The organism is Stenotrophomonas sp. 78350_Sma (assembly GCF_056482105.1).
The window spans coordinates 36,363-48,347 of record NZ_CM151182.1 but is presented as its reverse complement, the minus strand read 5'-3'; the positions used below and the strand labels follow the sequence as shown (position 1 = coordinate 48,347).

10 protein-coding genes are annotated in these 11,985 nt (G+C 67.6%); 3 read left to right on the top strand and 7 right to left on the bottom strand.

The window, feature by feature from the left end; all coding sequences use genetic code 11:
• Positions 1-9 precede the first annotated feature (9 nt).
• Complete coding sequence (locus tag ACZK4H_RS00215) at positions 10-630, top strand: thymidine kinase (RefSeq protein ID WP_099552801.1); 621 nt, start codon at positions 10-12, stop codon at positions 628-630.
• Between the two features lie 546 nt (positions 631-1,176).
• Here the strand turns inward: ACZK4H_RS00215 and ACZK4H_RS00210 are convergent.
• From ACZK4H_RS00210 to ACZK4H_RS00195, 4 genes are all read right to left on the bottom strand, one after another.
• On the bottom strand, positions 1,177-2,781 hold the full coding sequence (locus ACZK4H_RS00210) for an OpgD/OpgG family glucan biosynthesis protein (RefSeq protein ID WP_099552620.1): 1,605 nt from the start codon (positions 2,779-2,781) through the stop codon (positions 1,177-1,179).
• Between the two features lie 105 nt (positions 2,782-2,886).
• Positions 2,887-3,699 carry a bifunctional DNA-formamidopyrimidine glycosylase/DNA-(apurinic or apyrimidinic site) lyase gene (mutM, locus tag ACZK4H_RS00205; protein ID WP_099552621.1) on the bottom strand — a complete coding sequence of 271 codons (813 nt, stop codon included), beginning with the start codon at positions 3,697-3,699 and terminating at the stop codon, positions 2,887-2,889.
• A 42-nt stretch (positions 3,700-3,741) separates the two neighbouring features.
• Positions 3,742-4,074, bottom strand: a complete 333-nt coding sequence (locus tag ACZK4H_RS00200; protein WP_099552622.1) for an EF-hand domain-containing protein — start codon at positions 4,072-4,074, stop codon at positions 3,742-3,744.
• Positions 4,071-5,273, bottom strand: coding sequence for a DesA family fatty acid desaturase (locus tag ACZK4H_RS00195; RefSeq protein WP_099552623.1), 1,203 nt, complete (start codon positions 5,271-5,273; stop codon positions 4,071-4,073). The genes ACZK4H_RS00200 and ACZK4H_RS00195 overlap by 4 nt, the downstream gene beginning before the upstream one ends.
• Positions 5,274-5,424: 151 nt before the next feature.
• Here ACZK4H_RS00195 and ACZK4H_RS00190 point away from each other — a divergent pair, with 151 nt between their 5' ends.
• Entirely contained in the window at positions 5,425-6,246 is an 822-nt protein-coding gene (locus ACZK4H_RS00190) for an ABC transporter ATP-binding protein (RefSeq protein WP_099552624.1), read from the top strand.
• A gap of 128 nt (positions 6,247-6,374) precedes the next feature.
• Here ACZK4H_RS00190 and ACZK4H_RS00185 read toward each other — a convergent pair whose 3' ends face one another.
• Both ACZK4H_RS00185 and ACZK4H_RS00180 read right to left on the bottom strand, forming a co-directional pair.
• Positions 6,375-7,577, bottom strand: a complete 1,203-nt coding sequence (locus ACZK4H_RS00185; protein ID WP_099552625.1) for a DUF4785 domain-containing protein — start codon at positions 7,575-7,577, stop codon at positions 6,375-6,377.
• 11 nt (positions 7,578-7,588) lie between these two features.
• Entirely contained in the window at positions 7,589-8,467 is an 879-nt protein-coding gene (locus tag ACZK4H_RS00180) for a lipase family protein (RefSeq protein ID WP_099552626.1), read from the bottom strand.
• Between the two features lie 261 nt (positions 8,468-8,728).
• On the opposite strand from ACZK4H_RS00180, the gene ACZK4H_RS00175 reads away from it, so the two are divergent.
• Entirely contained in the window at positions 8,729-9,568 is an 840-nt protein-coding gene (locus ACZK4H_RS00175) for an acid phosphatase (protein WP_099552627.1), read from the top strand.
• 128 nt (positions 9,569-9,696) lie between these two features.
• On the opposite strand, the gene ACZK4H_RS00170 is transcribed toward ACZK4H_RS00175, so the two are convergent.
• Positions 9,697-11,967 (bottom strand): TonB-dependent receptor, encoded by a 2,271-nt coding sequence (locus tag ACZK4H_RS00170; protein WP_099552628.1) that lies wholly within the window; start codon positions 11,965-11,967, stop codon positions 9,697-9,699.
• Between the last annotated feature and the right edge of the window lie 18 nt (positions 11,968-11,985).

Below are 11,985 nucleotides of genomic sequence, written 5' to 3'. Positions count from 1 at the left end.
AATTGGCCGATGGCCAAGCTCTATTTCTACTATTCGGCGATGAACGCCGGCAAGACCACGACCCTGCTGCAGAGCGCGCACAACTACCGCGAACGCGGCATGCGGGTGGCGATCCTGACCCCGCGCCTGGATGATCGTGCCGGCGCTGGCGTGGTGGCCTCGCGGATCGGCCTGCGTGCCGACGGCATGGCCTTCGACCGTGACACCGACCTGCAGCATTGGGTCGAACAGGACCTGGCCACCAATGGCCCGATGGGCTGCGTGCTGGTGGATGAAGCACAGTTCCTCACCCGCGCCCAGGTCTGGCAACTCAGCGAGGTGGTCGACCAGCTGCGCATTCCGGTGCTGTGCTACGGCCTGCGCACCGATTTCCGCGGCGAGCTGTTCGAGGGCAGCCAGTACCTGCTGGCCTGGGCCGACGAGATGCAGGAGATCAAGACCATCTGCCACAGCGGCAAGAAGGCAACGATGACGGTACGCGTGGACGAACATGGCCACGCGGTAAAGGATGGCCCGCAGGTGGAGATCGGTGGCAACGACCGCTACGTGTCGGTCAGCCGCGCGGAGTTCAAGAAGATCACCCGCGGTGAAGGACGGATCGACCCGGCGCAGGCGCCCCTGCCGCTGTAAGGGGTGTTCTTTTGCAGGGCTGCGCCCTGCACCTGCAGGGGCAACAGCAACAGCAACAGCAACGGCAACAGCAACAGCAACAGCTGGCATTCCGTGGGATGGCGGGGCACTGTGGGTGTGCGGGGACGGCGCAAGTACGTCCATGTAGCCTTGGTCGCCGCATCCATGCGGCTCACACCCCGCAAACCCACAGTGCCCCGCCTTCGACAGTTGGCCGGCGGCCAGTAGATCCACGCCATGCGTGGATGAAATCGTCAGATATCGAATCAAGTTCCGGGGTCAGATCCGTTTTCCTTCGGAAAACGGATCTGACCCCATGAGCAATTCCAACAGATCGCGACGATCTGTCGAAGGCGGGATGGGTCCGGTTGCGGGAGTGTCCGCGGCATGGATGCCGCGGCCAAGCCCCCATGGACGGGTTTACGGCGTCTCCCGCCACCGGACCCACCCCGCCCACCCTCAGGAAACCAGCTTCTGCTTCGGCTGTTGCTGTTGCTTTGGCCTCGGCAGGTGCAGGGCTGCAAGCCCTGCAAACCCGCACCCCTCTTAGTAAAGCGTGCGCTCCGGCGCACCGGCCGGCGGTGGGGTGTACTGGTACAGCCAGGTTTCGGTGAGGGTCTTGCCACCACTGCGCAGGAACAGGCGGATGTCGATCTGCTCGGTACTGCCTTCCGGCGGCACCAGGTCGAACATCGCGCGGTAGCCGTTGATCTCGCGCAGCGGGCGCGCCGACACGATCTCGACCCGGCCACGGCTGGCTTCCACCACCGCCTCGACCTCGCCCTTGTCGATCAGCCTAGCCAGCTCGCCGCCTTCGAAGTCCACCGCGAAGCGCCAGCTGAAGTACTCGCGCTTCTTGCCGACCACGCCGCCCAGGCCGGTACGGCTGGCCACGCAGTGCGCCAGCGGCGGGCGCGCCGGCGGTTCGGCGCCCCAGTACAGGCGGTAGCCGACCAGCAGCTCCTGGCCCGGCTGCGGCTTGTCCTTCGGGTTCCAGAAGGCGACGATGTTGTCGAAAGTCTCGTCCACGGTGGGAATCTCCACCAGCTGCACCGAACCTTCGCCCCACTCACCCTTGGGCTCTACCCACAGGCACGGGCGCTTCTCGTAGAACACGCCATCGTCCTGGTAATGATCGAAGTTGCGGTCACGCTGCAGCAGGCCGAAGCCACGCGGATTGCGGTCCACGAACATGTTGAAGCGCAGGTTGCGCGGGTTCAGCAGCGGCCGCCAGATCCACTCGCCGGCGCCGGTCCACAGCGACAGGCCATCGGTATCGTGGATTTCCGGGCGCCAGTCCCATGCCATGCGGCGGTCGTTCTCGCCCACCTGGTACATGCTGGTGCACGGGGCGATGCCCAACCGCTCGATCGCCTTGCGCGGGTACAGCGCGCTGTCGATGTCCATCAGCAGCACGTCGCCATTGGTGATCGCGAAGCGGTAGGCGCCGGCCACGCTGGGCGAATCCAGCAAGCCATACACCACGATCGTTTCCGAATCGGCCGACGGCTGTTCCAGGTAATAGGCGATGAAGTCCGGGAATTCCTCCGGCTTGCCCATGCCGGTGTCGATCGCCAGGCCACGCGCGGACTGGCCGTACTGGCCTTCCTTGCCGACCGCGCGGAAGTAACTGGCGCCAAGGAACGCGGCGAAGTCGCGGTCGGTGTCCTTGCGGGTGTTCAGGCGGAACCCGGCGAAGCCCAGATCGGCCGGTAGCTCGCCGTCCTTGATGCCGCTCTTGCCGTAGTTGAATGCGGCGCCGTCGTAGGCCAGCTCCTGCGCCTTGCCGTCGACCACGTCGAACATGCGTACCGGCGAGTGGAAGTACAGGCCCAGGTGGAAGAACTTGGCCTGGAACTTGCCCGGCTGGTCAGCCCACAGCGCATGGTCCTGGCGGTAACCGATCGACTGGTACTGGTCCCAGTCCAGGCCTTCCAGGCGGCCCGGCAGCACCCGCTTGTGGCTCTTGTAGGGCGCCTGTGCCAGCGCGCGCGCCTGGCCCTTCAGGGTGGCGAAGTCGAACGGCTGCGGCTGGCCGAGGCGGCGCAGGCCCATCTGGCCACTCTTGCTGGCCGCGCACGCGGGCAGGGACGGCAGGCCGAATGCAGCCAGGGCGAGGGAGGCATTGCGGATGAAGTCGCGTCGTTGCATGCAGGCGCGTCAGGCACAGAAGGAAGGTCGGCCATCATAGGCAGACAAACGTTAACGGGCAGCGGAGACGTGCCCTGCCCGTTCAGCTGCCGCTGGCCGCCCGGTTCAGCGCTGGCAGTGGCTGCACCAGACGCTGGCACGCTGGCCGATGGTGGCGTGCTTCAGCGCGCGGCCACAGTTCGGGCACGGCAGGCCATCGCGGCCGTACACCAGCAGTTCCTGCTCGAAGTAGCCCGGCGCGCCATCGGGGCTGATGAAGTCGCGCAGGGTGGTGCCACCCCGGGTGATGGCGTAGCCGAGGATCTCCTTCACCGCATCAGCCAGCCGCTGGTAGCGCCCGCGCGAGATCTTCCCGGCCTCGCGCAGCGGGCTGATGCCGGCCTTGAACAGGCTCTCGGCAGCGTAGATGTTGCCCACGCCCACCACCACCGCCTGGTCCATCAGGAAGGTCTTCACCGGCGCGCTGCGGCCACGGCTGCGGGCGAACAGGTAATCGCCGTCGAAGGCATCGTCCAGCGGCTCCGGGCCCAGCCCCTGCAGCAGCGGATGGATCTCGCCGGCCGGCTGCCACAGCAGGCTGCCGAAGCGGCGCGGGTCGTTGAAGCGCAGCAGGCGGCCGTTGTCCAGGCTGATGTCGACGTGGTCGTGGGTACGCACCGGCGTATCACCGGGCAGCACGCGCAGGCTGCCGGACATGCCCAGGTGCAGCACCGCGCTGCCGATGACGGTATCCAGCAGCAGGTACTTGGCGCGGCGACGGATCTCCTCGATGCGCTGTCCCGGCAGCAGCTCGGCCACTTCCGGTGGAATCGGCCAGCGCAGATCGGCCCGGCGCAGGATCACGCCATGCACGCGGCGGCCCTGCAGGTGCGGCGCCAGGCCGCGGCGGGTGGTTTCGACTTCGGGCAGTTCAGGCATGGGGTGATTCTACGCCGGGCCATGCCCGGCGATGGTGCAGCGTCAGCGCGGCGGTGCCGCCAGTTCACGCGCATCCAGAAAGCCATCACCGTTGGCGTCCTGCATGTGGAAGCGCTGCACGATCACCTGCCGCTGCCGCTCGCGGCTGATCGCCTTGCCCTTGCCGCCGGGCAGTTCGTCGGCGCTCAGCACACCGTCACCATTGCGGTCCATGCGGTCGAAGGCGTACAGCATCCACTGCACGTACTCGGCCTCGCTCACCCGGCCGTCGCCATCGCTGTCCATCCGCTGCAGGTAGCTGGCGGTGTCGGTGACCTGGGCCAGCGCCGCACCCGGCAGCAGCACCGCCAGCAGAACCCCGCACCCTGCCCTCACGCGCCCACCAGGCTGTAGCCCTTCAACCGTGCGGCGTAGGCCTGCAAGGCGGCGATACCGCTCTCCTCCGCCTCGCGGCACCAGGCCTGCAGCTGGTGCAGGCGCTCGGCCGCGTCGTGGCCGCGCGCTTCCAGCAACGCGGCCAAACGCCCGCGGTACTCGACCAGGGTACGGATGCGTGGTCGCTGTGCCACCCATTCGCTGAGCTGGGCGCGGCTGTCCGGCTTCAACCAGCGGCCATCATTGACCAGGCCACGGCGCAGACGGCGCGGCAGCAGACGGCGCAGCTTGGCCCCCGCATGGGCGGCTTCCTCGCGCAGGGCCGGCATGAACACATTGCGCTGGTAGTCGGTCATCGCCTGGAAGCGGTGCGAGAGCAGCGCCTTCAGGGTTTCGGCATCGGGCACGGCGATGTTCGGGCGTACGTCCATGGCCGGTGCAACGCGCAGCACCTTGGCCAGGCGCAGCGCCTGCAGCAGACGGATCGCACTCCAGCCGATGTCGAACTCCCAGCGCCGCATCGCGAAGCGCGCCGAACTGGGGAAGGCATGATGGTTGTTGTGCAGCTCCTCGCCACCGATCCAGACCCCCCACGGTGTGAGGTTGGTGGAGGTATCGGCCGACTCGTAGTTGCGGTAGCCCCACCAGTGGCCCAGGCCATTGACCACACCGGCGGCCCAGAACGGGATCCACGCCATCTGGATCGCCCACAGGGCCACGCCAGGCAGGCCGAACAACACGCCGTTGATCGCCAGCAGCAGCACCGGCCCCAACGTGGCATGCGGGGTATACAGGTGGCGCTCGATCGCATCATCCGGGGTGCCACGCCCGTACTGCTCGATGTCCGCGCGCATGCCGCGCGCTTCGCGGTACAGCTCCACGCCATGCCAGAACACCGTGCCGATGCCACGGGTGACCGGGCTGTGCGGATCGTCCTCGGTTTCCACCTTGGCGTGGTGCTTGCGATGGATGGCCACCCACTCACGGGTGATCATCGAGGTGGTCAGCCAGAGCCAGAACCGGAACACGTGGGCCAGCGCCGGGTGGAAGTCGACCCCGCGATGGGCCTGGCTGCGGTGCAGGTACAGGGTCACCGAGAAGATGGTGATCTGGGTGAAGACCAGCAGCACTGCCAACATGGCCCACCAGCCCAGGCCCAGCACACCACCGGTCAACAGGGACATCAGGGCATCGGGCATGGCGGCTCTCCGTATCGACGCGGGGATGGCAGACATCATGGGCGCTTGCGTTGCAAACTGCATCCCTGCGGCGGTGATTGCCACCGTCATCCGTGGCACCGTTCACAGTTGGGGACCTGAGTTGTCGAGCCTTGATCCACGCGCCAGCACCATGACCGCCGCCCCGCCCGTCGCGGAGCTGCCCCCCTTGATCGAACTGGACCGCGCCACCGTGGTGCGCGGCCAGGTGAAGGTGCTGCACGGGCTCAGCCTGCGCATCGCGCAGGGCCAGCATACCGCCCTGCTCGGCCCCAACGGCTGTGGCAAATCGACCTTCATCAAGCTGATCACCCGCGAGCTGTATCCGCTGGCGCAGGTCGACGGCTCGGTGGCCGTGAAGGTGCTGGGCCAGAACCGCTGGCAGGTGGACCGGCTGCGCTCGCAGCTGGGCATCGTCACCGGCGACCTCAGCAGCAACCTGGCCGACATGCCGGGGCTGACCGTGGAGCAGGCCGTGCTGTCCGGCTTCTTTGCCAGCTACGTGGTGCCGGCCTTCCGCGAGGTGACCGCCGACATGCGTGCACGCGTCGGCGAGACGCTGGCGATGACCGGCGCGCTGTCGCTGCGTGAACGCGCCTACGCCGAGCTGTCGGCCGGCGAGACCCGCCGGGTGCTGATCGCCCGCGCGCTGGTCAACCGGCCGCAGGCGCTGCTGTTGGACGAGCCCTCCACCGGTCTGGACCTGGTCGCCCGCGAACAGCTGGTGGCGACCATGCGGGTGCTGGCGCAGCAGGGCATCACCCTGGTGCTGGTAACCCACCACATCGAAGAGATCATTCCCGAGATCGAGCGGGTGGTGCTGCTGCGCGATGGCCGGATACTGGCCGACGGCACCCGCGCCGAGCTGCTGCGCAACGAACCGCTGTCGGCGGTGTTCGGCGGCGCGATCACCGTGTGTGAGCAGGAAGGCCGGCTGACCGCGTACGCGGGATAATCGACATGCCACTGTAGAGCCGAGCCTATGCTCGGCTGCTCCTGGCCGCGGGGAACGGCAGCCGAGCATAGGCTCGGCTCTACAGAAAACGGTGCAGCGGGCCGGAACGCGGCCCGCCGCACGCAACCTCAGAACTTCAACGCCAGCGCACGCGATTCGATCGGTGCCATCCGGCTCTGGTCCTGCAGCTGCAGGTCGCGCAGTTCGTACGGTGCACCGAAGCCCGCCGGCAACGCGGCCTGGTCGAACGGCAGCACCAGCTGGCCGGCACCCGGACCATCGAACCACGCGGCCGCATGCGCCTGCGCGACCGGCTGCAGCTGGCCATCGCGGCCGGTGGCATACAGCGTGCCGCGTGCTTCGTAGCGGCCAGCGGCGGCCACCTGCAGCGGCAACGCCACCTGGCGGCTGGCCGGGTCCGGTGCCGCCTGGCCGGTGAAGCGCGCGGTCGGCCGCGCCACCGCGAACGCCACCTTGCCATCGCGCAGCACACCATCGGCCTGGGCGAACACCTGCAGCTCCCACAGCCCCTGCACGTTGCCGACATCAGCCGGAATCCGTACCTGCGCACGCAGGGCGCCATCGGTGGTGCGCAGCAGGCGCTGCGGCCAGCTGCGGCCGTCCGGTGCAACCAGCAACGCTTCACCGCCCAGACTGCTGCGACGGGAGGCCAGCGTTGCGGGAGTGGCGCCGTCTTCCAGCAGGCGCGCCTGCAGCTGCAGGTTGCCACCGGCCAGCACCTGCGCCTGGTTGGCCTGCACCTCCAGCCGCAGCGGACTGTTCGGCTCCAGCACCTGCACCACGTAGCGGCCCTGTGCCCGCGCGCTCTGCAGCGTGTACGCACCGGCCGCGCTGGTTGCGCCGGTACGCAGCATGCTGCTGCCATCCCTCACCGGCATGCCGGCGTCCTGCAGCGCGCGCGCATCGACACTGCGGGCGACACTGCTGCGGCCGGCCGGGTCGCGTACCTGCAGCGAGTTGGCCGGCACTGCACGCGCGCCTTCGGCCGGGCTCAGCTGGATCACCGCATCGGCGGCCGTCAGGGGCAGGTCCAGACCACGCTGCAGCTGCGCGCCATCGACCTGCTGCCAGTAGCTGCGGCTGACCGAGGCATACGGCGTCGCGGCCTGCAGCGGTTGCGCCGGGTCCAACGCCCAGGCGAAGGACAGCGGTGCATGTTCGCTGTCATCGGCCGGCAACGGCGCAGCGACCAGTGCAGCGGGTACCTGATCGCCGGCACGTGCGGCATTCAACGGCTGCGCCGCCTGCGCTGTGGAGAGGGCCAGCACCGCCAGCACCGCGCTGGCCAGCAAGGTGGAATGGATCGTCATGGTCGTCTCCCTCACTGGGTCAGGTCGTTGCGCAGGATCGTGCCAAGGCCGAAGCACTCGCGGCGGCTCTGGTTGTGGCTGAGCGGCTCGGCATCCTTGGTGCGCTGCTTGTCGGTGAACCAAGTGGTGCCGGCGGCCTTCTGGCTGCTGCACTCCAGGAAGCCATCCGAGCAGGACGACAGCCAGTTCTGGGTGAACTCCAGGCCGACATTGGCAGCATAGCCACCGCAGTAGCTGTTGCTGTCCCACACCGCCGATTCCACGTCACTGCCCACCACCGCGCGGAACGGTTTGGGCAATGCCGGGCGGCCTGCGGTGCCGTACAGGTTCTGCGCGTTGTAGGTGGCCATGCTCGCCACCTGCTGCTGCCGCACGGCATCGTTCTTGTAGCCCAGCAGCCAGCCCAGCGAGGTTTCAAAGGTGTTGCCGTTGAGCACCGCATCGGCCAGCGGTGTGCCCGCCGAAGACGGTGCCAGCGCGGTGACCTTGCGCACCGTGCGGATGATCTTCGGATAGCGGCTGTCGTAGGTCGGGTTGGACAGGATCCAGCGCACCACGTTGCCGCCATTGGAATGAGTGATCACCACCAGCTGGGTGATGCCTCGGCTGTCGATGAAGCTGGTCAGCTGGTTGGCCAGGCAGCCGGCGGCTTCCGGCTTCCACATGTACTGGGTGAAGTCACAGTTGATGACCACGTAGTTGCTGCTGTTCGGCAGGCCCTGGCGCACGGTGTCGATGATGGCCGGCTGCCAGTAGTCCTGGGTGGCGTTGGTCTGTGCGCCGGTGCCATGCACGAAGGCCACGCCGACCACGTCGGCGGCCTGCGCTTGGGCGGTTGCCAGCCCGAGGAGCAGGGCCAGGACGGTACTTCCTGTTGCGGTGCTGCGCATCGCTTCTCTCCCTCTGTCTGCGGATCCCCCCGACCCGGCTGGAACTGGACGGCGCTGGCGCCTGCCGTAGTGCCGATGCTCGCGGTGCAGCGGCGTGAAAGTCCGTGCGCTGCGCCCGGATTCAGGAGACTGACGCCACTCCATGACGCTTTTCATATTGTTCTGATGACCATGCCGGGTCTGGCCGTATGACCGATGGCCACTGCGGTGTCGTATACGGACTGCGATCATGGCGCGGTGTTTTTTCTCCGGAGCCCGTCCATGTCGTTGATTTCCCGCCCTGCCCGCCCGCTGCTCGGCCTCGCCATTGCCGTGGGCCTGGCCGGTTGCGCCGCCACCGCCGCCAAGCCGACCGCTGTCGAAGCCAGCATCACCACCAAGGCGGTGGGCTATCTGGACAAGGATGCGGTCCCGGCCAGCCTCGACCTGGTACCAGCACCGCCGGTGGCCGGTTCGGCCGCCATGGCCCTGGACGAACAGGTCAGCCGTGAAGCGCGTGCACTGCGTGGAAGCCCGCGCTTCGCCCAGGCCGGCGTCGATGCGGAGCTCGGCTTCCCGGAAGGCGCCAACCACTTCTCCTGCGCCGCCGACATCGACGTCGACGCAGTGAAGACGCCGGCGCTGTACCGCCTGCTGGAGCGCAGCCGGATCGACGCCAGCGCCGCCACCAAGGCGGCCAAGAACCACTACCAGCGCCCGCGTCCGTTCATGGTCAACGGTGAGCCGACCTGCGCGCCGAAGGACGAGGACGGCCTGCGCAAGAACGGCTCCTACCCGTCCGGCCACACCTCGATCGGCTGGGCCTGGGCCCTGATCCTGTCGGAGATCGCGCCGGACCGCGCCGATGCCATCCAGGCCCGCGGCCGAAACTACGGTGAGAGCCGCCTGGTGTGCAACGTGCACTGGCAGAGCGACATCCTGGAAGGCCGCTTCATGGGCGCCGCCGCCGTGGCCCGCCTGCACGACAACGCCGCGTTCAACAAGGACCTGCTGGCCGCGCGCAAGGAAATCGCCGCCGCACGCAAGGCCGGCCTGCATTCCAGCCGCGACTGCACCACCGAGAATGCGGTGCTGAAGGTGCGCCCGCAGAGCGCGCTGTAAGCAGCGATCCGGGGTCAGAGCCCTTTCCGAAGGGAAGGGCTCTGACCCCATTCGGCAACCGGTGGGCATAAGGCAGAAGGGCCGGCATTGCGCCGGCCCTTCTTCATTGCATCAACGCAGCAACCGCATCAGAACTTCGCGGTGAACTCCACGCCCCAGGTACGCGGCTCGTTGAGGAAGCCGGTCAGGTTGTTGAAGTCGATCGCACCGACCACGCGGGTCTGGTTGGTCAGGTTGCGGCCGAACACGGCCACGTCGTACTGGCCGTAATCCCAGTTGTAGCCCAGGCGCAGGCCGCCTTCCAGCGAACTACGGCCGCGGAATTCCGGCGACTCGTAGATGAAGAAGTTGACCGCACTGCGGTAGGCCCAGTCGGTGTAGGCGTACAGCTCGCTGCCATCGCTGAGCGGGAAGCCCACGCGCAGGGTCGCGTTGTGGATCCACTTCGGTGCCTGCGGCAGCGGGTTGCCGTTGACCAGCGCATAGGTCTGGCCGTTGATCACCGTGGTCGGGTCGGTGATGGTGCAGCCACCGCCGCAGATCGCCACCGCCAGGTTCTTGTCCTTGATCTCGGTGTCGTTGTAGCTGCTGCCGAAGGTCAGCAGCACGTTGTCGGCCAGGTAGGCCTCCAGGTCCAGCTCCACGCCCTGGCCGATGGTCTTGTCGGCATTGAGCAGGGTGGCGGTGTTGTTGGTGCCGCCCACGGCGATCAGCTGCTGGCCGTCGACGTTGTAGCGGAACACGCTCAGGCCCAGGCGCGCGCGGCGCTCGAACAGGTCGGCCTTGATGCCGGCTTCATACGAGATGACCTTCTCCGAATCGGCCTGCGACAGGCCCGGTGCGAAGGCCAGGCGGCCCTGGATCGACGGTGCGCGGAAGCCCTTGGCGACTCGGGCGTAGGCGTTGATGTCGTCGGTCAGCTTGTACACGCCGCTGACATCCCAGCTGACGTCGTTGACGTCGGTGTTGGCCAGGTACGGGCCGCTGACCGGGGTGCCGAACGGAACGGCCTGCAGCACGCTGGCGCTGAAGTCCTTCTTGTCCTGGGTGTAGCGCACGCCGGCGCGCAGCTTGAAGCGGTCGGTGACATCGAAGTCGCCCGAAGCGAACACCGCCCACGCCTTGTTGCGCTGGTTCTGCACCACGTGGCCGGTCTGCGGATTGCCCGGGGTCAGCGAGTCGTAGTTGAAGTTGTTGATGGTCACGTCTTCATCGAAGTAGAAGACGCCAGCCTGCCAGTCGAAGCGGCCCCATTCGTTGGACTCGATGCGCACTTCCTGCGTCCACTGGCGGTGGTGCGGCAGGCCGTCGGCCGACTCCGACGAGAACGGAATCAGGCCCGGCCCATAGTTGCCGGCACCGAGGAAGGCCGCGCCGTAGCCGCCGTCGATATCACCGCGGTTGAGCGATTCGGCGGTTTCATAACCGGTGATCGAGTGCAGCGTCACCGAGCCGAGGTTCCACTGCAGGCGCGCGCTGCCGCCCCAGGTTTCCAGGTCGGAGAAGTTGACGCCGTCGTTGGCCACCTTGTCGCGGTCGAAGTTCTCGACCAGCGAATTGCCACCCTTCTGGATGATGTTGGCGCGGAACAGGCGGGCGGTACCGTTGAGCTTGCGCTTGTGCAGGTTGAACAGCGCTTCGAAGTCGTCGCCTTCGTACAGGAACTGCACGCGGCCGGCGGCTTCGTCATAGCCTTCGAAGCCACTGTTGGGGGCGCCGGCGCGGGTGTTGTCGACCCAGTCATCGCGGCGCTGGTAGATCGCCGAGACACGTGCCGACCAGCGGTCGGTCAGCGGGCCGCCGTAGGCGCCCTGCACGTTCCAGCTGTTGTAGCTGCCGTAGCCCACGCGCACGTAGCCGTCGGCATCCTGCGACGGACGCGCCGAATCGAACTTGACCACGCCGGCCGGGGTGTTGCGGCCGAACAGCGTGCCCTGCGGGCCACGCAGCACTTCCACGTTGGCCAGGTCGAACAGCGGGAAGCCCTTCAGCAGCGGGCTTTCCTGTACCACGTCGTCATACACCAGCGACACCGGCTGAGAGGCATTGAGGTCGAAATCGGTGTTGCCCAGGCCACGGATGTAGAAGCGCGGGAAGGCACGTCCGTAGGACGACTCGATGTTGAGGCTGGGCACGCGCGCGGCCAGGAAGCGGATGTCATCGCCGGCCGAGCCGAGCACATCCAGCTTCTCGCCCTGGATCGCGCTCAGTGCGACCGGTACGTCCTTGGCGTTCTCGACGCGGCGCTGCGCGGTCACCTGCAGGGCATCGAGGGCAACCGGATCCTTGGCAGCGGGGGTTTCCTGGGCGGCTGCTACCAGCGGCAGCAGGGCGGAAAGAGCGGCAACGAGGGGGCGCGCGACCGGGAGGCGGCCACGGGAAGTACGGGTCGGGGACATGGCGGTAGGCTGTGTTTG

Coding starts and splice junctions, on each gene's coding strand:
- ACZK4H_RS00215 (WP_099552801.1), top strand. CDS start 10: ATGGCCAAGCTCTATTTCTACTATTCGGCGATGAACGCCGGCAAGACC.
- ACZK4H_RS00210 (WP_099552620.1), bottom strand. CDS start 2,781: ATGCAACGACGCGACTTCATCCGCAATGCCTCCCTCGCCCTGGCTGCA.
- mutM (WP_099552621.1), bottom strand. CDS start 3,699: ATGCCTGAACTGCCCGAAGTCGAAACCACCCGCCGCGGCCTGGCGCCG.
- ACZK4H_RS00195 (WP_099552623.1), bottom strand. CDS start 5,273: ATGCCCGATGCCCTGATGTCCCTGTTGACCGGTGGTGTGCTGGGCCTG.
- ACZK4H_RS00190 (WP_099552624.1), top strand. CDS start 5,425: ATGACCGCCGCCCCGCCCGTCGCGGAGCTGCCCCCCTTGATCGAACTG.
- ACZK4H_RS00185 (WP_099552625.1), bottom strand. CDS start 7,577: ATGACGATCCATTCCACCTTGCTGGCCAGCGCGGTGCTGGCGGTGCTG.
- ACZK4H_RS00180 (WP_099552626.1), bottom strand. CDS start 8,467: ATGCGCAGCACCGCAACAGGAAGTACCGTCCTGGCCCTGCTCCTCGGG.
- ACZK4H_RS00175 (WP_099552627.1), top strand. CDS start 8,729: ATGTCGTTGATTTCCCGCCCTGCCCGCCCGCTGCTCGGCCTCGCCATT.
- ACZK4H_RS00170 (WP_099552628.1), bottom strand. CDS start 11,967: ATGTCCCCGACCCGTACTTCCCGTGGCCGCCTCCCGGTCGCGCGCCCC.